Annotated in this window: 22 protein-coding genes and 1 tRNA gene; 8 read left to right on the forward strand and 15 right to left on the reverse strand. The window is 71.6% G+C overall.

Features of this window, described 5'->3' with window-relative positions:
• Positions 1-3 precede the first annotated feature (3 nt).
• The 8 genes from tatB to ACI6GS_RS18390 form a co-directional block, all read right to left on the reverse strand.
• Positions 4-504 (reverse strand): Sec-independent protein translocase protein TatB, encoded by a 501-nt coding sequence (tatB, locus tag ACI6GS_RS18355; protein ID WP_439814911.1) that lies wholly within the window; start codon positions 502-504, stop codon positions 4-6.
• A gap of 25 nt (positions 505-529) precedes the next feature.
• Positions 530-757, reverse strand: coding sequence for a twin-arginine translocase TatA/TatE family subunit (locus tag ACI6GS_RS18360; RefSeq protein WP_439814912.1), 228 nt, complete (start codon positions 755-757; stop codon positions 530-532).
• Between the two features lie 90 nt (positions 758-847).
• Positions 848-1,936: an ABC transporter ATP-binding protein gene (locus ACI6GS_RS18365; protein WP_439814913.1), complete on the reverse strand. Its 1,089-nt coding sequence runs from the start codon at positions 1,934-1,936 to the stop codon at positions 848-850.
• Complete coding sequence (locus tag ACI6GS_RS18370) at positions 1,923-3,617, reverse strand: ABC transporter permease (RefSeq protein ID WP_439814914.1); 1,695 nt, start codon at positions 3,615-3,617, stop codon at positions 1,923-1,925. Before ACI6GS_RS18370 ends, ACI6GS_RS18365 begins: the two co-directional genes overlap by 14 nt.
• Before the next feature lie 122 nt (positions 3,618-3,739).
• The gene (locus tag ACI6GS_RS18375) at positions 3,740-4,978 is read right to left on the reverse strand and encodes a CCA tRNA nucleotidyltransferase (protein ID WP_439814915.1); all 1,239 of its coding nucleotides are present in this window, start codon (positions 4,976-4,978) and stop codon (positions 3,740-3,742) included.
• Positions 4,979-4,988: 10 nt separating this feature from the next.
• Entirely contained in the window at positions 4,989-5,270 is a 282-nt protein-coding gene (locus ACI6GS_RS18380; RefSeq protein WP_439814916.1) for a DUF6111 family protein, read from the reverse strand.
• 19 nt (positions 5,271-5,289) lie between these two features.
• Positions 5,290-5,925 carry a CoA pyrophosphatase gene (locus ACI6GS_RS18385; protein ID WP_439814917.1) on the reverse strand — a complete coding sequence of 212 codons (636 nt, stop codon included), beginning with the start codon at positions 5,923-5,925 and terminating at the stop codon, positions 5,290-5,292.
• Complete coding sequence (locus ACI6GS_RS18390; protein ID WP_439814918.1) at positions 5,922-6,539, reverse strand: DUF1285 domain-containing protein; 618 nt, start codon at positions 6,537-6,539, stop codon at positions 5,922-5,924. The genes ACI6GS_RS18385 and ACI6GS_RS18390 overlap by 4 nt, the downstream gene beginning before the upstream one ends.
• A gap of 165 nt (positions 6,540-6,704) precedes the next feature.
• Here ACI6GS_RS18390 and ACI6GS_RS18395 point away from each other — a divergent pair, with 165 nt between their 5' ends.
• The 5 genes from ACI6GS_RS18395 to ACI6GS_RS18415 are packed head-to-tail and all read left to right on the forward strand — an operon-like array spanning position 6,705 to position 14,337.
• Positions 6,705-7,703, forward strand: a complete 999-nt coding sequence (locus ACI6GS_RS18395; protein WP_439814919.1) for an AAA family ATPase — start codon at positions 6,705-6,707, stop codon at positions 7,701-7,703.
• Positions 7,704-7,734: 31 nt separating this feature from the next.
• On the forward strand, positions 7,735-8,661 hold the full coding sequence (locus tag ACI6GS_RS18400; RefSeq protein ID WP_439814920.1) for a DUF58 domain-containing protein: 927 nt from the start codon (positions 7,735-7,737) through the stop codon (positions 8,659-8,661).
• 7 nt (positions 8,662-8,668) lie between these two features.
• Positions 8,669-11,401 carry a DUF4159 domain-containing protein gene (locus tag ACI6GS_RS18405; RefSeq protein ID WP_439814921.1) on the forward strand — a complete coding sequence of 911 codons (2,733 nt, stop codon included), beginning with the start codon at positions 8,669-8,671 and terminating at the stop codon, positions 11,399-11,401.
• Between the two features lie 9 nt (positions 11,402-11,410).
• Positions 11,411-13,480: a hypothetical protein gene (locus ACI6GS_RS18410; protein WP_439814922.1), complete on the forward strand. Its 2,070-nt coding sequence runs from the start codon at positions 11,411-11,413 to the stop codon at positions 13,478-13,480.
• A 17-nt stretch (positions 13,481-13,497) separates the two neighbouring features.
• Complete coding sequence (locus tag ACI6GS_RS18415) at positions 13,498-14,337, forward strand: alpha/beta hydrolase (protein WP_439814923.1); 840 nt, start codon at positions 13,498-13,500, stop codon at positions 14,335-14,337.
• Here the strand turns inward: ACI6GS_RS18415 and ACI6GS_RS18420 are convergent.
• The 6 genes from ACI6GS_RS18420 to ACI6GS_RS18445 all read right to left on the reverse strand — a co-directional run bounded on the left by ACI6GS_RS18420 (position 14,334) and on the right by ACI6GS_RS18445 (position 19,284).
• Positions 14,334-15,263 carry a branched-chain amino acid ABC transporter permease gene (locus ACI6GS_RS18420; RefSeq protein WP_439814924.1) on the reverse strand — a complete coding sequence of 310 codons (930 nt, stop codon included), beginning with the start codon at positions 15,261-15,263 and terminating at the stop codon, positions 14,334-14,336. The genes ACI6GS_RS18415 and ACI6GS_RS18420 overlap by 4 nt on opposite strands.
• Complete coding sequence (locus tag ACI6GS_RS18425) at positions 15,260-16,147, reverse strand: branched-chain amino acid ABC transporter permease (protein WP_439814925.1); 888 nt, start codon at positions 16,145-16,147, stop codon at positions 15,260-15,262. The genes ACI6GS_RS18420 and ACI6GS_RS18425 overlap by 4 nt, the downstream gene beginning before the upstream one ends.
• Positions 16,148-16,352: 205 nt before the next feature.
• Complete coding sequence (locus ACI6GS_RS18430) at positions 16,353-16,541, reverse strand: hypothetical protein (protein ID WP_439814926.1); 189 nt, start codon at positions 16,539-16,541, stop codon at positions 16,353-16,355.
• On the reverse strand, positions 16,538-17,749 hold the full coding sequence (locus ACI6GS_RS18435) for an ABC transporter substrate-binding protein (protein WP_439814927.1): 1,212 nt from the start codon (positions 17,747-17,749) through the stop codon (positions 16,538-16,540). The genes ACI6GS_RS18430 and ACI6GS_RS18435 overlap by 4 nt, the downstream gene beginning before the upstream one ends.
• Before the next feature lie 25 nt (positions 17,750-17,774).
• Positions 17,775-18,479, reverse strand: a complete 705-nt coding sequence (locus tag ACI6GS_RS18440) for an ABC transporter ATP-binding protein (RefSeq protein WP_439814928.1) — start codon at positions 18,477-18,479, stop codon at positions 17,775-17,777.
• Positions 18,472-19,284: an ABC transporter ATP-binding protein gene (locus ACI6GS_RS18445; protein ID WP_439814929.1), complete on the reverse strand. Its 813-nt coding sequence runs from the start codon at positions 19,282-19,284 to the stop codon at positions 18,472-18,474. Before ACI6GS_RS18445 ends, ACI6GS_RS18440 begins: the two co-directional genes overlap by 8 nt.
• Before the next feature lie 234 nt (positions 19,285-19,518).
• Here ACI6GS_RS18445 and ACI6GS_RS18450 point away from each other — a divergent pair.
• From ACI6GS_RS18450 to ACI6GS_RS18460, 3 genes are all read left to right on the forward strand, one after another.
• A tRNA-Ser gene (locus ACI6GS_RS18450) sits at positions 19,519-19,611 on the forward strand.
• Positions 19,612-19,697: 86 nt separating this feature from the next.
• Positions 19,698-20,078 (forward strand): response regulator, encoded by a 381-nt coding sequence (locus tag ACI6GS_RS18455; RefSeq protein WP_439814930.1) that lies wholly within the window; start codon positions 19,698-19,700, stop codon positions 20,076-20,078.
• An 87-nt stretch (positions 20,079-20,165) separates the two neighbouring features.
• Positions 20,166-20,618 (forward strand): PA2169 family four-helix-bundle protein, encoded by a 453-nt coding sequence (locus ACI6GS_RS18460; RefSeq protein ID WP_439814931.1) that lies wholly within the window; start codon positions 20,166-20,168, stop codon positions 20,616-20,618.
• Between the two features lie 104 nt (positions 20,619-20,722).
• On the opposite strand, the gene ACI6GS_RS18465 is transcribed toward ACI6GS_RS18460, so the two are convergent.
• Positions 20,723-21,202 carry a hypothetical protein gene (locus ACI6GS_RS18465; RefSeq protein ID WP_439814932.1) on the reverse strand — a complete coding sequence of 160 codons (480 nt, stop codon included), beginning with the start codon at positions 21,200-21,202 and terminating at the stop codon, positions 20,723-20,725.
• Between the last annotated feature and the right edge of the window lie 231 nt (positions 21,203-21,433).

Genomic DNA, 21,433 nt, shown 5'->3' on the forward strand with positions numbered 1-21,433 from the left:
GCCTCAGGGTTCCGGCGGCCGGGGCACGGACCCCGCCGCGCGATCGGCCAGCGGCTCGACCGGTGCCGGTGTCTCGGGCTGCGGCAGGTCGGGGGACTGGATCGGCCCGTGCAGGCCGGCCTGCACTTCGGCCGCAACAGGGGTCGGGACCGGCACCACGCCCAGGTCGGCGGGCGATGGCCCTTCCCCTGCGGGAGGCGCGTCGGGTGGCTGGATGCTGTTGCCCGCGCCCGGACCGGCCGGCGGCGCCGGCGGGCGCGGTGGGCTGGCCGGGCCGGGATGCATGTCGATCCGGGTCGAGTCGCGCAGTTCCTGGTTGATCTTGTCCAGTTCCGCCTCGCGCGCCATCTCGTCCATCACGCGCTGGAACTGGCCCGCCATCATGCGTGCGCGATTGGTCCAATAGCCGGCCCAGCGCATCAGCTTAGGCAGGTCCTTGGGGCCCACCACCACCAGCGCCACGACCAGGACCACGAACAGCTCGGACCAGCCGATATCGAACATTGTTGGATGCCGCGTCGTCGCGCGTTCAGACCTTGGGCCGGTCGTCGACCTTCGGCGCCTCGATCACCGAGGGCGGCGCATCGGGCGCCCGGGATGCCGGCGGCGGCGCCTTGTCGTCGTCGGACATGGTGGTGCGGAAGTTGCGGATGCCCTTGGCCACGTCGCCCATCAGGCCGGAAATCTTGCCGCGCCCGAACAGGACCACGACAAGCAGCACCACGACGAGGATATGCCAGAAGCTGAAAGCACCCATGCGCGTCTCCTTGCGGGGGCGGGTCCCGCCGGCGGCCGGATCATGGACCAGCCCATCTTGCGGTGCAACGCAACGGCCGGACCTGCGGCACTAAGCGGCCGGGTGCACCCGGCGGGCCACCGCATCCACCTGGGCCGGGGCGGCATCGATGGCAAAGACATGGGCCTCCGCCGGATCCAGTTCCAGGGTGACCGCCTCGCCCGGGCTTGGCGCCAGGTGGCGCGGCAAGCGGGCCACGATGCGCGTGCCGACCGGGCTTTCCAGCGTCGCCAGCACCTCCGACCCCAGGATGCGCACCGCATGGACGCTGGCCGGCATGGCTGCATCCCCGCTGCCCGGGCCCGCCAGGCGCACGCCATGGGGCCGCACCAGGACCTGGACCACGGTTCCTTCGGCCAGGCTGGCGGGCACCGATCCGAACGGCGTCATCACGCGGCCGCCCTGGACGATTCCGGCCAGCTCCGTCACCTCGCTGAAGAACCGCGCGACGCCGGCATCCACCGGGTGGTCATAGAGCTCGGCCGGCGGCCCCTGCTGCACGATGCGGCCCTGGCGCATGATGGCGATGCGGTCCGCCATGCGCATCGCCTCCTCCGGGTCGTGGGTGACCAGCAGGGTGGCGACCCCGGCCCCCGACAGCAGGGCCAGCGTCTCGTCCCGCACGCGGTCGCGCAGGCGCACGTCCAGGCCAGAGAACGGCTCGTCCATCAGCATCACGCGCGGCCCCGGCGCCAGGGCGCGGACCAGCGCCACGCGCTGCTGCTCGCCGCCCGACAGCATATGGGGAAACGAATCGGCCAGGTGCTGCAGCCCCACCCGCTCCAGCGCGGCCAGGGCCGTGCGCCGCCGCGCCGCCGCCTCGCCCCCCAGGCCAAATGCGACATTGGCCGCCACGCTCAGGTGCGGGAACAGGGCATAATCCTGGAAGATCAGTCCGATCTGCCGTGCCTCTGGCGCGACATGGACGCCGCGCCCTGCCACCGTCTCGTCGCCGATGGCGATGCGTCCCGCCTGCAGCCGTTCCAGGCCGGCCACCAGGCGCAGGACCGTCGTCTTGCCACAGCCCGACGGGCCCAGCAGGCACATGACCTCGCCCGGGCCGACGGCCAGGTCGACCCCGGCCACCGCCTCGAACGCGCCATAGCGGTGGCCCACCTGCCCCAGTTCAAGAGCCGGCATGCTGTCCCGGGCGCGTGCGGCCGATCGCGCGGCTGAGCAGGATGACGGGCAGGATGCCGCAGGCCATGATCGCCAGCGACGGCAGGCCCGCCTCGCGCAGGCGCTCGTCTGAGGCGAACTCGAACGCCTTGACCGCCAGCGTGTCGAAATTGAAGGGCCGCACGATCGTGGTCGCCGGCAGCTCCTTCATCACGTCGACAAAGACCAGGAGCCCCGCCGTCAGGGCGGCCGGGGCGATCATCGGCAGGTGCACCCGGCGCAGCGTCCGCCCGGGCGAGGTGCCCAGGCTGCGCGCCGCGGCGTCCATGCTGGGCGTCACCTTGGCGAGGCCCGATTCGACGCTGTTCAGGGCAACGCCCAGGAAGCGCACCAGATAGGCATAGAGCAGCGCGATGATCGTGCCGCTGAGGACCAGTCCGGTCGACACGCCGAAGAACTGCCGCGCCCAGCCGTCGATCGTGTGGTCCAGCATCGACAGCGGCAGCAGCGTGCCCACCGCCACGACCGAGCCGGGCACGGCATAGCCCAGGCCCGCCATACGGGTCGCCGTGCGCTGCGCGACACCGCCGCCGATGCGCACGCCATAGGCGAGGACCAGCGCGATGCCGACTGCCAGCACGGCGGCGATGGTGGCCAGGATCACGCTGTGCCGGGCATAGGTCAGCATGCGGGCATCCGGTACGCCCTGCTCGATGGCCCAGGCGGCCAGCTGCACGCCCGGGATCACGAAGCCCAGCAGGATGGGCGCTGCGCAGGCGGCCAGGGCCAGGGCCCGGCGCAGCGGGCTCAGCTCGAAGCGCGGCAACGGCCGGTAGCGGGTGGAAGTGTGGTGGAAGCGCCGGCCGCCCCGCTCGACCCGCTCCAGCGCCGCCAGCAGGCCGACGAAGAACAGCAGCATCGCCGCCAGCTGCGCCGCGCCCACCGGGTCGCCCAGGCCCAGCCAGGTGCGGAAGATCGCGGTGGTGAAGGTGTCGACTTCGAAATAGCGCACCGTGCCGAAGTCGCCCAGCGTCTCCATCAGCGCCAGCGACACGCCCGCCACCAGGGCCGGCCGCGCCAGCGGCAGGGCGATGCGCAGGAAGGCGCGCCAGGGCGAGCAGCCAAGCGTGCGCCCGACCTCCAGCACGCAGACGGACTGCTGCAGGAACGCCGCCCGCGCCAGCAGGTAGACATAGGGATAGAGCACGAGGGTCAACATGACCGCGGCCCCGCCCAGCGAGCGCACGTTTGGGAACCAGTAGTCCCGCGCGCTCAATCCGGTCATGTCGCGGATGGCGGACTGCACCGGACCCGCCACGTCCAGCAGGCCGGTATAGGTATAGGCCAGGACATAGGCAGGCACCGCCATCGGCAGCAGCAGCGCCCATTCCAGAACGCGGGCGCCCGGCACCTGGCACATCGTCACCAGCCAGGCCGTGCCCGTGCCGATGACCAGAGTCCCCGCCCCCACCAGCAGCATCAGCGCCAGGCTGTTGCCGACATAGCGACCCAGCACGGTGGACGCGAGGTGCTCCCAGATGCCGGCCGACGGGGCCAGCGCCGCCGCCGCGACGACAATCACGGGCAGCGCCACGAACAGGGCCACGACCACCGCCGTCACCGTCCAGCCGGTCGTCCCCAGGCGCACGCGCGCCGCCGCAGCGCGGCGCGGGGCATCACCCGTGGTGAGAACGATGGCCATGGGGCAGGACACTCAACTGCGAGGCATTCGCACTCGATTACGCGATGCCGCCCTCCGCATCAAGGGCCAGCACCAATTTGGTGCCCACTCGACAGTGTCGCAGGTGTCGCGCGCGGGCCGGTTCAGGCGCCGCCGACGCGGGCGCGCAGGCGGGCCAGGCAGGCCGCCCGGCCGGCGGCGAAGTCGCCCTCCACCCACCAGTCCTGCACCTCGGCCAGCGCCTGGGCCACCGCCGGCCCTGGCGCCACGCCCAGGGCGACGACGTCGGCGCCGCGCACCGGCAGGGCCACGGGGACCCAGGCATCGACCTGGGCCAGCAGCGCCTGCCAGGCCTCCGGGTCGCTGGCCTCGCCCCGCTGCGCCGCCTCGGCCCAGGACAGCATCAGGTGGTCGCGGACCGTCTGCGCGCCCGCCAGGAACAGCAGGCGGCGCATGGCCTGCGGCGCCATGTCCGGCCGCAGCGGCAGGCGGGGCGCCGCCAGTGCCGCCAGCCGCTCCTGCCGCCGCCGCGACAGGCGCAGGCCCTGGCTGAAACCCGCCACGGCGTCGGGCCCAAGCCGCACCAGCGCCGCCAGGCGGAGGTCCGCGTCGACCTGCTTCAGGCGCCCCTCGATCGCCACCAGGGCCGCCAGGCGCGCCAGGTCCAGCGGCTGCGGCAGGAGCGCCGGCAGGACATGCGCGCCGTCCATCAGGACAAGGGCCGGCAGCGGATCGGGCGCGGACAGCAGCTTGAACAGTTCCGCGCCCACCCGCTCGGCCGACAGGCGGCCCAGCGTCCCCGCGGCGCGGGCGCAGGCGGCCAGTGCTGGGGCGTCCGGCGCGCCCCGGCCATACCAGGCATGGAAGCGGAAATAGCGCAGGACCCGCAGGCGGTCCTCGGCGATGCGCTGGTCGGGCTCGCCCACGAAACGGACTAGCCCGCGCTCCAGGTCGGCGATGCCGCCCACCAGGTCGTGCACCCTGCCCTCGGCATCGGCATAGAGCGCGTTCATGGTGAAGTCGCGTCGCGCCGCGTCCGCCGCCCAGTCGTCGGTGAAGGCCACCACGGCATGGCGGCCGTCGGTTTCCACGTCGCGCCGCAACGTGGTCACCTCGATGGCCACGTGGTCGGCGATCAGCGTGACGGTGCCATGGGCAAGGCCCGTGGGCACGGTGCGGATTCCGGCCTCCTTGGCCCGCGCCATCACCTGCTCCGGCGTCAGGGGGGTGGCCAGGTCGATGTCCTTGGCCGTCCGCCCCAGCAGGGCATCGCGGACGCAGCCGCCGACGAAGCGCGCGGGCGCGACCGCGTCGAGGATGCGGCGCGTAGCCGGGGCCTGGAACCAGGCCTGCGCCGCCACCGGCAGAAGCGGCTGCGTCATGCCCGCACGCTCAGGGTGCCTTGGGCGGCTCGACCATGCGGCCGGGCACGAACTCGCCGTTCTCCATGTGCGCGGGCTGGTAGACGGCACTGGCGGGCGAGGCGTTGAGCGAGCCGAACGTGGCGACGCTGGCACCGCACAGCAGCACGGCGCAGACGATCAGCCAGGCATAGGGCGCATCGCTCCAGCCAGGGCCCAGCTCCTCCTGCTTGCGCGCCACGAAGCGCGCCCACAGCCACCAGACGACGAACGGCAGGACCAGCGGCAGCAGCCAGACCATGAAGATGCGCACGATCCTGCTCCCCTTGCCCTCAGTCCTTCAGCCGGTCGAACAGGTTGACCAGCATTCCGGCGGTCGCCCCCCAGATGAAATGATCCTCGTGCGGGATGACGTAGTAGTGCCGCAGGACGCCCTGCCATTCCCGCGCGTGCTTCTCGTGGTTCACCGGGTCCATGACATGGGCCAGCGGGACCTCGAACACCGCGGCCACTTCGCCCGGATCCGGCACCAGGGTAAAGCCCGGCGTCACGATGCCGACCACGGGCGTGATGCGGAAGCCGGTGCCCGTGACATAGGGGTCGAGATGGCCCAGCACCCTCACGAAGCGACGCTCCAGGCCGATCTCCTCCAATGTCTCGCGCAGGGCGGCATCCTCCGGGCCTGCGTCGCTCGGCTCGATCCGGCCGCCGGGGAAGCTGACCTGCCCGGCATGGGTCGACAGCGTGTCGGTGCGCCGGGTCAGCAGCACGGTCATCCCCTCCGGCCGGTCGACCAGGGGCACCAGCACCGCCGCCTCGCGCAGGGTCTGGCCGGGCCTGACCCAGTGCTCGGCGTTCAGCTCGTGGTCGCCGCGCAGCACGTCGCTGACCGAGGAGACGATGGCCTCGCGGAAACGATCCTCGACCCGCTGGCGCAGGGCCTCGGCCGTCACGTCGTCGACGCTCATGGCGCCGGCCCGATGGTGAAGAACTCCCCGCTGCTCCAGACGCCCAGCATGCCGTCGCGTTCCTCCGCCAGTTCGACCAGGTCATAGAATACCGCCCGGGCGATCAATGCCTCCAGCCGGTCCCGGACCAGGACATAGGGCGACGGCTCCTGCGTCTCAGGGTCGATCGTGACGCGGATCGGATGGGCGGCATCGGCAGACACAAAATCGCCCACATTGGTCTCGAACGTCAGGACCTGTCCGGGACCGGAGCCGCTGGCGGTCATCAGCGTCGCCACGAAGGGCGCATCCTCCACCTGGATGCCGACCTTCTCCACCGGCGTGACAAGGTAGTACCGCTCATCGGGATCATGGCGCAGGACAGAGGCAAACAGCTCCACCATCGCCGGCCGGCCGATGGGCGAGCCGAGATAGAACCAGGTGCCGTTCCGGGCGATTCGCATGTCGATGTCGCCGCAGAACGGCGGGTTCCACAGGTGCACGGGGGGTCGCTTGCGCGCAGGACCGCCCGCGTCGGCCTCGCCCGCCGCGTCGCGGGTCGCCTTCAACGCCTTGCTCAACCCTGCGGCAAGGTTCGAGGGATCGGGTGCCGGCGGGGCACTTGCCTCGTTCATTGCGCTTCTCCTTGGCAGGAACAATGGGACAGGCCCTGACATGGGCGTATCCAGGCGAACCTGCAAACGTTTAAATCCAGCCCCTTCGCGCAGCCGGGGCGACACGCCGCGGCTGCGGGGAATCTCCTTGGCCTCGCAGGCGTTGCGACGAATATAGTGAGCGTCATGGCCCATATCAGTGATGCGGACGAGGCAATCGTCCAGGAGTTCGAGACGCTGGGCGCCAAGGTGGCGCTGGTCCGCGATGCCATCGGCCGCGTGATCTTCGGCCAGCACGAGGTGATCGAGCAGGCGCTGGTCGCGCTGCTGGCCGGCGGCCATGCCCTGCTGGTCGGCGTGCCGGGCCTGGCCAAGACCCGCCTGGTCGAGACGCTGGGCACCGTGCTCGGCCTCGACGACAAGCGGGTGCAGTTCACCCCCGACCTGATGCCGGCCGACATCCTCGGCTCCGAAGTCCTGGAGGAGAGCGAGCACGGGCGCCGCTCGTTCCGCTTCATCAAGGGGCCGATCTTCTGCCAGCTGCTGATGGCGGACGAGATCAACCGCGCCAGCCCGCGCACCCAGTCGGCGCTGCTGCAGGCGATGCAGGAGCATCACGTCTCCGTCGCGGGCCAGCGCCACCCCCTGCCCGGGCCCTTCCATGTCCTGGCGACCCAGAACCCGCTGGAGCAGGAGGGCACCTATCCCCTGCCCGAGGCCCAGCTGGACCGCTTCCTGCTGCAGATCGACGTGGGCTACCCGGATATCGAGGCCGAGCGCCGCATGCTGCTGGCGACGACCGGGGTGCGCGAGGACCAGGCCTTTGCCGTGATGAGCGCCGCCGACCTGGTGGCCGCGCAGAAGCTGGTGCGCCGCGTGCCCGTGGGCGACAGCGTGGTGGAGGCGATCCTGGCCCTGGTCCGCTCCGGCCGGCCGGAGGATGGCGGCCGTGCCGACCTGCGTGAGCTGATCGCCTGGGGCCCCGGCCCCCGCGCGGCCCAGGCCCTGATGCTGGGCATCCGCGCGCGGGCCCTGCTCGACGGCCGGCTCAGCCCCTCGCTCGATGACGTCGTGGCCCTGGCGCCGGCGATCCTGCGCCATCGCATGGCGCTGACCTTCGCCGCGCGGGCCGAGGGCGTGACCGTCGCCCAGGTCATCGACAAGCTGCTGACCCCCTATCGCTGAAGGCCGGACCGGCAATGGGTGTGGCGTAGAGATGGCCCGGTTCCAGGCACGGCCGGCGGCCGGCACCGACCTGTCGCTGGCCCTGTCGGCGGAGCAGGCAGGCGGCCGCCTGCCGCCGCTGCTGGTCGCGGCCGAACGCGTCGCCGCGACCGTGGCCCAAGGGGTGCACGGCCGCCGACGCGTCGGCATGGGCGAGACGTTCTGGCAGTACCGGCGATACCAGCCCGGCGACAGCGTCGCCCGCATCGATTGGCGCCAGTCGGCCAAGGCGCAGCCCCTGTTCGTGCGCGAGACCGAGTGGGAAGCCGCGCAGAGCGTCTGGCTGTGGTGCGATCCCTCGCCCTCGATGGACTGGCGCTCCGGCGCCAACCTGCCGACCAAGCGCGAGCGGGCCCTGCTCCTGGCCCTGGCGCTCGCCTCGCTGCTGGTGCGCGCGGGCGAGCGGGTGGGGGAGCTCGGCCGCGACCGCCTGCCCCGCTCTGGCCGCGCCGCCTTCAACCGCCTGGCCTTCAGCCTGCTGACGGCACCTCCGGTGCCGGGTGGCGACGGCCTTCCCCCGCGGGAGGTGCTGCCCCGCCATGCCGGCCTGCTCGTCGCCAGCGACTTCCTGACGCCGCTCGACGAACTGGACGCCGCCATCCGCTTCCACGCCACCCGCCAGGTGCGCGGCCACCTGCTGCACATCGTCGACCCGGCCGAGGCCGCCCTGCCCTATCAGGGCCGGGCCCGCTTCGTCGGCCTGGAGGGGGAGCCCGCCTACCTGGCAACGCGGGTTGAATCGGTGCGGGCCGCCTATTTCGAGCGCGTCGCGCAACACCACGACGCGCTCAAGGCGCTGGCCCGTGCGGCCGGCTGGACATTCTCGGCCCACCATACGGACAAGCCACCGGAAACCGCCCTGCTGGCCCTGCACGCGGCGCTCTCCGGCGCTGCATCCATGACGTCCGGCCGGGCGTAGGACGATCATGCTCAACCTTGGTGCGCTTGGTTTCGCCAGCCCGTGGCTGCTCCTGGGCTTGGTTGCCCTGCCCATCCTGTTCTGGCTGGTGCGGGTGACGCCGCCGGCTCCGCGCCAGATCAGCTTTCCCGCCATCCGCCTGCTCACAGGGCTGGTCCCGCGGGAGCAGACGCCGGCCCGCACGCCGTGGTGGCTGCTGCTTCTGCGCCTGCTGCTGGCGGCCCTTGTCGTGATCGGCCTGGCCGGGCCGCTGCTCAATCCCAAGGTGCCGCTGGCGGCAGGCGGACCGATCGTCGTCGTGCTGGACAATGGCTGGCCGGGTGCGGAGCGCTGGTCGATGCGGCGCGATGCGGCGCTGTCGCTGGTGGAGCAGGCCGGCCGCGCGGGCCGCGCCGTCGCCCTGGTGGCCACCGCCGAACCGCGGCCCGCGACCCCCAGCCTGCAGCCGGCGGTCGAGGCGCGCGCCGTGCTCCTGGCGCTGGAATCGCGGGCCTGGCGGCCCGACCGGGCGGGCTGGGCCGCGGCCCTGGCCGCCCTGGAACCGGGGGCCGAGGCCGTCTGGTTCAGCGATGGCGTTGACGGGCCGGGCACGGCCGAGATGGAGGCCGCCCTGAAGCGCCTGGACACCACGCGCGTCGTCCGCCACCAGCCGGGCGAAGGCGCGGTGGCCCTGGCTCCGCCGCAATTGGCGGGCACCAGCCTGGACCTGCGCGCGCTGCGGGCCGATGCCGGCGGCGCCCGCACGCTGCGCGTGGCGGCCCGGGGGGAGGACGGCCGCACCCTGGGCGAGGTGCCGGTCACCTTCCCGGCGGGCGAGACGGCGGGCACCGGGGCCCTGGCCCTGCCGGTGGAGATCCGCAACCAGGTGGCCCGCCTGGAACTGATGGGCATCGATTCGGCCGGCGCCGTGCAGCTGCTGGACGAACGCTGGCGGCGGCGCCCCGTGGGCCTGATCTCTGGCGCGCAGTCCGAAAGCGCGCAGCCGCTGCTGTCCGACCTGTTCTTCCTGGATCGCGCGCTGACCCCCTTTGCCGACGTGCGCCAGGGCACCCTGGCCGACCTGCTGCAGCGCGGCCTGGCGGTGCTGGTCCTGGCCGATGTGGGGCAGATCGTCGGCAGCGAGCAGGACGCCCTGACCGCCTGGATCGAGAAGGGCGGCGTGCTGCTGCGCTTTGCCGGGCCGCGCATGGCGGGCCAGACGGGCGACGCGCTCAGCCCCGTGCGCCTGCGCAGCGGCGGCCGCGTCCTGGGCGGCGCCCTGTCCTGGGAGCAGCCGGCGGCACTTGCCCCCTTCCCCGCGGGCAGTCCGTTCGCCGGCCTGGCGATTCCGGAGGACGTTCGCATCAACCGCCAGGTCCTGGCCGAGCCCGACCTCGACCTGCCGCAGAAGACCTGGGCCCGGCTTCAGGACGGCACGCCCCTGGTCACCGCCGCCCGGCGCGGCCAGGGCTGGATCGTGCTGGTGCACACCACCGCCAACACGACCTGGTCCAACCTGCCCATGTCCGGCCTGTTCGTGGACATGCTGCGCCGCATGGTGGCGATCAGCCAGGGCATTGCCGGCGGCACCACGGACAAGCCGCTGGCCCCCTATGCCACGCTGGACGGCCTTGGCCGGCTGGGTCAGCCGCCGTCCACCGCCCTGCCGGTGAAGGAGCCGGTGCCGGCCGCGGGCCCCGACAACCCGCCCGGTTTCTATGGCGATGAGACCGCCCGCGTGGCGCTCAATGCCCTGGGCGCGGAGGACGCGCTGGTGCCGCTGCCCTTGTTCCAGGGCGTCGTGGCCGACACCTATGCCGCGGTTGAGGAGGTTCCCATCGGTCCCTGGCTGCTGCTGGTGGCACTTGTCCTGCTGATTGTCGACGGCCTGGTCATGGTCGTGCTGTCGGGCGGCCTGCGCCCGGGCCGCGTCCGCCCCGCGCGGGGCGCCACGGCCACGACGATCGTCCTGGCGGCGGCGCTGGCCGCGCTGTCGCCCGCGCTGGCGCCGCCCGCCATGGCGCAGGCCTCGCCCGGCAGCGATGTGGAGGATGCGCGCATCCTCGACGCCACGCTGAACTTCCACCTGGCCTATATCCTGACCGGCGAGCCCGAGGTCGACGCGATGAGCCGGTCCGGCCTGTTCGGCCTGACCCGGGTCCTGGCCCAGCGCACGGCGGTCGAGGGGGGCGACCCGCTGGGCGTCGACCTGGACACGGACGAACTCAGTGTGTTTTCCCTGCTCTACTGGCCGATGACCTCGGCCCAGGCGCCGCTTTCGGACGCGGCACTGGAGAAGCTGGACCGCTACCTGAAGCAGGGCGGCATGATCCTGCTCGACACCCGCGACGGCGTCGACGGCACCGGCGGGGGCGAGGGGACGGAGACGCTGCGCAACCTGCTGGGCCGGCTGGACGTGCCGCCGCTGGTCCCCCTGCCGCCGGACCACGTGCTCAGCCGCTCCTTCTATCTGATGCAGTCCTTCCCCGGCCGCTATGCCGGCGCGCCGCTCTGGGTCGAGGCCGGGCCCGAAAGCCAGCGCGACGGCGTCTCGTCCATCATCGTGGGCGCCAATGACTGGGCCGCCGCCTGGGCGATCGACGACTATGGCGAGCCGATGGCGGGCCTGGTCCCCGGCAGTCCCGACCAGCGCGAACTGGCCAACCGCTTCGGCGTGAACCTGGTGATGTATGCCCTGACCGGCAACTACAAGGCGGATCAGGTCCACGTCCCCGCCCTGCTTGAGCGCCTGGGGCAATAGGGGCGGCCGATGGAAATCACCTTTGCCCCGCTTCTGCCCTGGCCCGTGCTGGCGGGCCTGGGCCTGGGGCTCGCCATCGTGCTGGCGCTGCTGCTGCGCGCGGGCAGCCGCGGCATCGTCCTGCGCGCCGCCGCGGGCGCCCTGCTGCTGGTGGCGCTGGCCGATCCCACCCTGGTGACCGAGCGGCGGGAGCGCCTGAACGACATCGCCTTGCTGGTCGTCGACCGCTCCGCCAGCCAGGAGATCGCGGACCGGGCACGCCAGACGGACGCCGCCGCCCAGGCGATGCGCGCCGCGCTCCAGGCCCAGGGCAATCTCGACGTGCGCGAGGTGGTGGTGCCGCCCGGCGACGGCACCGAGCTGTTCCGCAGCGTGGAAACCAGCCTGGGCGACGTGGCGCCGGAGCGCCTGGCCGGAATGGTCATCATCAGCGATGGCCAGGTCCACGACGTTCCGTCCGCGGAGGCCCTGGCCGCCCGGACCCGCACCGAGCTCAAGGGACCGGTCCACACCCTGCTGACCGGCGCGCCCGACGAGCGCGACCGCCGCCTGGTGGTGGACGAGGCGCCGAGCTACGGCATGGTCGGGACCAGCATGACGCTTCTGGTCCGCGTCATCGACGAGGGTGGGCCCGCGCCGGGCCTGGCCGATCGGGCCATCGTCACCCTGGTCCAGGACGGCGGCGCACCGGTCCGGCAGAGCGTGCCGCTGGACCGGCCGACGCCCGTCCCCTTCACCCTGTCGCATGGCGGCGCCACGGTGCTCGAAGTCTCGGTCGAGGCCGGGCCGGGCGAACTGACGCTGGAGAACAACCGCGCCGTCGTGTCGGTCAGCGGCGTGCGCGACCGCCTGCGCGTCCTGCTGGTCAGCGGCGAGCCGCATCCGGGCGAACGGGCCTGGCGCAACCTGCTGAAGGCCGACCCGTCCGTCGACCTGGTGCACTTCACCATCCTGCGCCCGCCCGACAAGCAGGACGGGACCCCGATCAACGAGCTGTCGCTGATCGCCTTCCCCACGCGCGAACTGTTCGAGCTGAAGCTCAACGACTTCGACCTGGTCGTGTTCGACCGCTACAACCGGCGGGGCATCCTGCCGCTGTCGTACCTGAACTATGTCGCGCAGTATGTGGAGGCGGGCGGCGCGGTGCTGGTGGCGGAGAGCCCCAGCGACGACCGCAATCTCAGCCTGCACGACACGCCCCTGTCGGTCGTGCTGCCGGCCAATCCGAACGGCAACGACATCCAGGGTGGATACCGTCCCCAGGTGACGGACACCGGGCGCCGCCACCCCGTCTCCGCAGGGCTTGAAGGGGCGGGCGCCGCGGGGCAGCAGCCGACCTGGGGCCGCTGGTTCCGGACCATCCCCTCGACCGTCTCGACGGGCGAGGTGCTGATGACGGGCATGGACGAGCAGCCCCTTCTGGTCCTCTCCCGCGTGGGCGAAGGCCGCGTGGCGCAGCTGATGACCGACCATGCCTGGCTGTGGCAGCGCGGGCTGGAGGGCGGCGGCCCGCAGGCCGAACTGATGCGCCGCCTGGCGCACTGGCTGATGAAGGAACCCGACCTGGAGGAGGAGGACCTGCGGATGCGGGCGGACGGCAACCGCCTGGTGATCGACCGGCGCAGCCTCTCGCCCGAGCAGCCCCTGCTGACCCTGACCGCCCCCGATGGCACGACGCGGGAGATCACGCTGGCCGATGCCGGGAACGGGATGTCGCAATCGACCCAGGTCGTCGACCGTCCCGGCCTCTATCGCGTGACCGATGGCACCCGCACAGCGGTCGCCGCGGTCGGTCCCCTGAACCCGCGCGAGATGGCGGACGTGCGCGCCAGCGCTGGCCCCATGGCGCCGGTGGCGGAGGCAACGGGCGGCGGCGTCGCCTGGCTGCGCGACGGCATGCCGACCCTGCGCCGCGTGGCACCGGACCGCACGGCCGCCGGCGACGGCTGGATCGGCCTGCGCGACAACCGCGCCTACCGCGTCACGGGCCTGGACAGCGTGCCGCTGCTGCCGCCGCTGGCCTTGCTGCTGCTGGCCCTGGGCGCGCTGATCGGCGGCTGGACGCGGGAGGGCCGCTGAAGCGCCTTCCCTATCTCGTGCTGGCCCTGCTGGCCGGCGTCCTGGCCGGGGCCTGGTTCGGCGGCAGCATGCTCAGTGCGGGCGCCACCTGGCCCGTGGCACCTGCCGTTGCGCCGGCGCAGGACATCACGCTGGCCCTGCCCGACGGCCTGGCCATCGCCGGGACCTGGCGGCCGGGGCCAGCACCCGGCGCACCGGGGGTGCTGATCCTGCACGGGCTGGGTTCCAGCCGCGGCCAGATGCGCGGCACCGCGGACTGGCTGGCCTCCCTGGGCTATGCCAGCCTGGCGATCGACTTCCGCGGCCATGGCGGCTCAACCCTGGCGGAACGCAGCTTCGGCTGGCACGAAGCGCAGGAGGCGCACGCCGCCTTCGCCTGGCTGAAGCAGCGCCAGGACGGCGCCCGCATTGCCGTGATCGGCATTTCGATGGGCGGGGCCGCGGCGCTGCTCGGCCCGGACGGTCCGCTTCCGGCCGATGGCCTGGTGCTGCAGGCGGTCTATCCGACGCTGCGCCAGGCGATCTGGAACCGGGTGGCACCCCGCCTGCCGGTCCTGCTGGCCGGCATCGCGGAGCCGCTGCTCAGCTACCAGTCGCTGCTGCGCTATGGCGTCTGGCCGGACGCATTGTCCCCCCGCGACGCCGTGCGCCGCTTCCCCGCCCCCGTCCTGGTGATTGGCGGTGCCGATGACAGCTTCACCCCGCCGGAGGAGACACGCGCCCTCTACGATGCCGTGCCGGGCCCGCGCGACCTGTGGCTGGTCCCGGGCGCCAACCACGCCCAGGCCTCGTCGCTGGCGACCGACGCATACCGCAGCCGCGTCGCGACGTTCCTGGCCCAGGTCCTGCGCGACTAGAGCGGGCGCCTCAGCAGGCGCTGCAGCTCGCCCACAATGCCGCGGCGGAAGGCCAGCACGCACACGACGAAGATCGACCCCTGCACGATCGTGACCCATGGCCCCAGTCCGGCCAGCGTGTTCTGCAGCGTCACGATCACCGCCGCCCCCACGACTGGGCCCAGCATGGTGCCAACCCCGCCGATCAGCGCCATCAGGACGACCTCCCCCGACATGGTCCAATGCACGTCGGGCAGGCTCGCCAGCTTGAACACGATCGACTTCATGCCGCCCGCCAGGCCCGCCAGCGCCGCCGATAGGACGAAGGCGATCAGCTTGTACTGGTCGGGGACATAGCCCAGCGACAGGGTGCGCATCTCGTTCTCGCGCGTCGCCTTCAGCACCTGGCCGAACGGCGAATGCACCACGCGCCAGATCAGGCCGAAGCCGGCCAGGAAGATCGCGACCACGACGCCGTACAGGACCATCATCTGGTCCAGGTCCAGAACGCCGAACAGGTGGCCGCGCGGGATCGCCTGGATGCCATCCTCGCCCCCCGTCTGTGGCGCCTGCAGGCACAGGAAATAAAGCAGCTGCGCCAAAGCCAGCGTCACCATCGCGAAATAGATGCCCTGGCGCCGGATCGCCACCGCCCCGAACAGCAGGCCCAGCAGGGCCGAGCCGGCGCTGGCCGCCAGCAGGGCCGCCTCCGGCGGAAAGCCCCGTTCCTTCAGCACATGGCCGCAGACATAGCCGCCCAGGCCAAAGAACGCGGCGTGCCCGAACGACAGCAGCCCGACATAGCCCAGCAGCAGGTTGAAGGCGCAGGCGAACAGGGCAAAGCACAGGATCTTCATCACCAGGACGGGATAGACCACGAAGGGTGCTGCCAGCAGCACGGCGACAAGCAGCAGGAACGGCAGCAGCAGGCTGCGCTCCCCTGTCATTGCGTGCGCCCGAACAGGCCCTGCGGCCGCACCAGCAGGACGATCGCCATGATGACGAAGATCACCGTGCTGGACGCCGGGGGATAGAACACCTTGGTCAGGCCCTCGATCAGGCCCAGCGAGAAGCCGGTGACGATCGAGCCCAGGATCGAGCCCATGCCACCGATCACGACCACGGCAAAGATCACGATGATCAGGTCCGCCCCCATCAACGGGCTGACCCGGTACATGGGAGCGGCCAGCACGCCGCTGAACGCGGCCAGGGCGACGCCGAAGCCATAGGTCAGCATGACCAGCCGCGGCACGTCGATGCCGAACGACTGGACCAGCGTGGGGTTCTCGGTCGCCGCGCGCAGCCGCGCGCCCAGCCTGGTCCGCTCCAGCACCGCCCAGGTCCCCAGGCACACGACCAGGGACGCAATGATGACCCAGCCGCGATAAAGCGGCAGGACCATGAAGCCCAGGTTGACCGCCCCCTGCAGCTCCGCCGGGATCGCATAGGGCAGGCCCGACGTCCCATAGCGATAGCTGAACAGCCCCTGCAGGATCAGGGCGAGGCCAAAGGTCAGCAGCAGGCCATAGAGATGGTCAAGCTGGTACAGCCTGCGGATCAGCGTGCGCTCCAGCACGATGCCGAACAGGCCGACGATCAGCGGCGCCAGCACCAGCGCGCCCCAATAGCCGATGCCCAGCTCCGCCAGCAGCAGCCAGGCGGCAAACGCCCCCAGCATGTAGAACGCGCCATGCGCGAAATTGATGATGTTGAGCAGGCCAAAGATGACGGCCAGGCCCAGGCTCATCAGTGCGTAGAACGAGCCGTTGATGAGGCCGACCAGCAACTGCCCCAGCAGCGCCTGCACCGGCACCCCCAGGATCATGGTCATGGGCGCTGCACCGGATCGTCGAGGCGATCGATCACCTCAAGCGGCCAGTCAGCCCCTTCCCCCCTCGCGGGGGAAGGTTGGGATGGGGGGGCAGACACGCCCGCGCCAACCCTGGCAAGGATGGAACCGGCGTTACCGCCCCCCCACCCTGCCCTCCTCCGCGAGGGGGAAGGGTTCTCAGGTCGCCGCCATTCCCCGACCACGCTCAAGCGCGGTCCTCGGGCTGGGCGCGCGGCGGGGCAGCGCGAACGAACAGGGCGGGGGCGAACTCGCCGACGAAGATCACCTCGCCAGCGTCCGTCCGACCCTGCTCCGCCTCGCGCAGCATGCGCTTCAGGTCCTGCCACAGGCCGCCGCGCGCGGGCGCCACGGGGACGCCTTGCCGCGCGCTCATGGCTGCACCAGGGGGCAGCCGCCCTCGGCCAGGGGGCGGAAGGCCTTGTCCGCCGGGATGGTCGAGACCAGCTTGTAATAGTCCCAGGGCCCCGTGCTCTCGGCCGGGGTCTTCACCTCGAACAGGTACATGTCGTGGATGGTGCGGCCGTCGATCCGCACCTGGCCCTTGCCGAACAGGGCGTCCTCGGTCGGCAGGTCCTTCATCTTCGCCACCACCGCGGCGCCGTCGCCGTCGCTGCCCAGCGCCTGCACCGCCTTCAGGTAGTGCAGGGTCGAGGCATAGACGCCGGCCTGGATCATGGTCGGCATGCGGCCGCCATGGCGCTCGGCAAAGCGCTTGGCAAAGGCCCGCGTGTCGTCGTTCAGGTCCCAGTAGAAGGCGGCGGTCAGCTGCAGCCCCTGCGCCGTCTCTAGGCCCAGCGAATGCACGTCGGACAGGAAGATCAGCAGGCCCGCCAGCTTCTGCCCGCCGGCCACGATGCCGAATTCCGCCGCCTGCTTGATCGAGTTGATCGTGTCGCCTCCGGCATTGGCCAGGCCCACGATCTTGGCGCCCGAGGCCTGCGCCTGGAGCAGGAACGAGGAGAAGTCGGCGGTATTGAGCGGCGCCCGCACGGTGCCCACGACCGTGCCGCCGCCGGCCTGGACCACCGCCGACGTATCGCGCTCCAGCGCGTGGCCAAAGGCATAGTCGGCGGTGATGAAGAACCAGGTGTCGCCGCCATTGGCGACCACGGCGCGGCCCGTGCCGTTGGCCAGGGCCCAGGTGTCATAGGTCCAGTGGACCGTGTTGGGCGTGCACTTCGCCGCCGTCAGGTCCGACGTGGCCGCCCCGGAATTCAGCAGGACGCGGTTCTTCTCCCGCGTGACCTCCGCCACGGCCAGGGCAACGCTGGACGTGGGCACGTCCAGGATCGCGTCCACGCCCTCGACGTCGTACCACTGGCGCGCCAGGCTGGCGCCGATATCGGCCTTGTTCTGGTGATCGGCTGAGATGATCTCGACCGGCGTATCGCCCACCTTGCCGCCGAAATCCTCGACCGCCATCTGCGCCGCGACGACCGAGCCCTGGCCCGCAATGTCGGCATAGAGGCCCGACATGTCGTTCATCACGCCCAGCTTGATGACATTGCCCGACATCTCGGCATGGGCAGCGCCCGTGGCGATCGCCAGCATCAGGCTCGCCAGGACCAGTGATCTTCTCATGGCACGTCCTCCCCAGGATGTGTCGTCAAACGCCCAGATAGGCATGGATCCGGCCCTGCTGCGCGGCATCGGCCGTGTTGGCCATCTCGTCGATCACCCGGCCCCGCTCCACGACATAGTGGCGGTCGGCCAGGGTGGCGGCGAAATGGAAGTTCTGCTCCACCAGCAGGATGGTGAAGCCCTGGTCCTTCAGGGTCCGGATCGTGCGGCCGATCTGCTGCACGATCACCGGCGCCAGGCCCTCCGTCGGCTCGTCCAGCATCAGGATGCGCGCGCCGGTGCGCAGGATGCGGCCGATCGCCAGCATCTGCTGCTCCCCGCCCGACAGCTTGGTGCCCTGGCTGCGCAGCCGCTCGCGCAGGTTGGGGAACAGGTCCAGCACCGCCTCGCGCGAGAGGCCGCCCGGCTTCAGCATGGGCGGCAGGTCCAGGTTCTCCGCCACCGACAGGCTGGCAAAGATGCCCCGCTCCTCCGGGCACAGGGCGATGCCCGCCCGCGCGATGACGTGCGGCGGCGCCGCCACCGCCTCCTGCCCGTTGACGCGGATCGAGCCGCTGCGCCGGCGCACCAGGCCCATGATCGACTTCAGCGTCGTCGTCTTGCCGGCGCCATTGCGGCCCAGCAGAGTGACCAGTTCGCCCTCCCGCACCTCGAAGTCGATGCCGTGCAGGACATGCGATTCGTCGTACCAGGCGTTCAGCCCCGCGACCGTCAGCACCGCCTCAGCCATGCGCGGCACCGGGCTCCAGGCCGGAGCCCAGATAGGCCTCCATCACCGCCGGGTTGGCCGACACCTCACCATAGGTGCCCTCGGCCAGGATCTGCCCGCGCGCCAGCACGGTGATGCGGTCCGACAGGTGGGAGACGACGCTCAGGTTATGCTCGACCATCAGCACCGTGCGCCCCCGCGCCGCCTTGGCGATCAGCGCGGTCACACGCTCCACGTCCTCGTGGCCCATGCCGGCGGTGGGCTCGTCCAGCAGCAGCATGCGCGGCTCCAGCGCCAGGGTCGTCGCCAGTTCCAGCGCCCGCTTGCGGCCATAGGACAGTTCGGCCGCAGTCGCCCCCGCCATGTCGGCCAGGCCCACCTCGTCCAGCAGGGCGCGCGCCGCCTCGTCATGGCGGCGCAGGACGGCGTCGCTGCGCCAGAAGTCGAAGGACCGGCCGCGCTTGCGCTGGAGCGCGACGCGGACATTCTCCAGCGCGGTCAGGTGCGGGAAGACCGCCGAGATCTGGAACGAGCGCGCCATGCCGGCGCGCGCCACCTCGGCCGGGCTCGCCCGGGTGATGTCGCGGCCCTCGAACAGGATGCGGCCCGAACTCGGCGCCAGGAAGCGCGTCAGCAGGTTGAAGCAGGTGGTCTTGCCGGCGCCGTTGGGCCCGATCAGGGCGTGCACCGTGCCGCGCCGGATGCGCAGGGCGACGTCCTTGACGGCGACGAAGCCACGGAACGCCCGGGTCAGCCCCTCGGTCGCCAGGATGACGTCGCCATCCCCGGAAATGCCCGTCGCCGTCGCCAGTCCGTCCGCCGTCACGCGCCGCACGCTCCCCCTCTGTCGTCCCGCGGGTCCGTGCCCGCGGCGATCGCGTGAACACTGTACGAAGTTCCGGGACGTCCGTCACCCGGGGCCGCCGCTCCTGCGATGCGCATTGACAGGGCGGGCGGACACGCCATATTGGCGCCCTTCCCGCCGGGGATTCTTGCCCGGCGGTCAGCCCCGGGGCGTTGCGTGGCGTCACCCCGGACCCAAGGTTCCAGGCCCCGGCTTGGAGGGGTGGCCGAGTGGCTGAAGGCGGCGGTTTGCTAAACCGTTATAGGGTCAAAAGCCCTATCGTGGGTTCGAATCCCATCCCCTCCGCCACCTCTGGTGCGGCACTCTTCAACGCAGGCGGGAAACATTCGGCCGGCGCCCGTGTTGCATCCCTTGGCCCCAAGAAAGTGCTGGCGATGCGGATCACGAACCCCCTGCCCCTCGATGATCTTCACATCCTCGTCTGCGAGGATGAGGGCATCGCGGCGATCGCGCTTGACGACCAGTTGGCGGCCCTGGGCTGCGGGTCGGTCGACGTCGTGCGCGACGTGCCCGGCGCGCTGGCCATGGTGACGTCGATGCACTTCGACCTCGCCCTGCTGGACGTGGGCCTGGGCGGCGATGTCGTCTGGCCCGTGGCGGAGCTGCTGGACAGGAACCGCATCCCCTTCGTCTTTGCCACCGGCCGCGACCCGCGCGACCTGCCCGAGCGCTGGCGCACCTATCCCCTGCTGGCCAAGCCCTTCTGGGCGGAGCAGCTGCGCCGGGCGATCGACCGCGCGCTCGCCCCCACCTGACGCGGCGCCGTCGGGAACAATCTTGGCCCAGGGCCGCTATGGCACCGCCGCAGCATCCCCCCTCCCCGCTGCCGCACCGGAGGTTCCATGGCCAACACCAGTCACGACGTCGACGTCCTGAACGACCTGATCGCCACCACGATCGATAGCGCCAACGGCTATGAGGAAGCGGCCAAGGACGCCGAAAGCGGCCGCTTCAAGGAGCTGTTCTCCGCCCGCGCCAGCGAACGCCACGGCGTTGCGGCCGACCTGCAGGCCGCCGTGGTGGCCGCGGGCGGCGACCCTAAGGAAAGCGGCACGCTGCTGGCCGCGGCACACCGCGTGTTTGTGAACCTGCGCAATGCCCTGTCCAGCGGCGACGAGGCCGTGGTCGCCGAAGTCGAGCGCGGCGAGGACCATATCAAGGCGAAGTACGAGGACGCGGTGGCCGACACCGCCCTGTCGCCCCAGGCCCGCGGCGCGATCACCAAGGCCTATGCCTCGGTCCGTGCCGGCCACGACCAGATGAGCGCCATCAAGCACAGCATGAACGCCCGCTAGCGCCCAACGACCCCGCCCCGGCCGGACAGACGGGGCGGGGCTGGCCTGGCGCGTCGGACGTTGAAGCCAGCCCCGGTTCAGCTTCCCCGGTTGAGGTTTCTGGCTCAGCTCCCCGGCGGGCGGGGCTGCTCCGGCTGGCAGATCAGCTCGCCATATTGCGTGCGGACATTGGCCTTGCGGCAGGCCTCGCTCGCCCCGACCCAGTTGCCGTTCTCGTCCCACTGCGAGGTAACGCGCTCGCGGCGCTGGATGTAGGCGTCCTCGCACTGCTTGGCGTACTCGGTGCCCGGCGGCGCCCCCTGGAAGTTGCAGATGATGACGGCCAGCCAGCGATCGGGCGGATGGCGCAGGATCTGCTGGCGGAACGGCTCGTCCAGGTGCTCGTACCATTTCAGGCCGCGCGTGCTGTTGGCGAGCGCGGCGCGGATCTCGCCATCGGTATAGGTCCGCCCGGGCGGCATCTTCAGAAGTGTCGACAGGGCATCGTGCACGCCGGGCTGCGCCGGCAGGCTGTTGTCGTCGGCCATGGCGCCAGCCGACAGGACGAGCGCCAGCGCAGCCGCGCAAGCGAAACGCAAGAGCATCGGGTTCCTCCGCTAGAAACGTCCCTCCGCCATCCATCGCGCCACCGGCATTCTCGACACGCCCCCGGGGGGCAGTCGGTCCGGCGTTCAGGATCCTGGCGCGCCTAGTGACTGCACGCCCGACCGCCGGCCGTCCAATTCATAGTGCCGCCGCTTCATGCCCGCCGGGAATGCCAGGGCCCGGCGCGTCCTGCCATTCCCATGGGGCATGACGGCGAAGCACTATGAATT

The sequence above is a fragment of the Zavarzinia sp. CC-PAN008 genome (assembly GCF_051903925.1).
Classification (GTDB): Bacteria; Pseudomonadota; Alphaproteobacteria; order Zavarziniales; family Zavarziniaceae.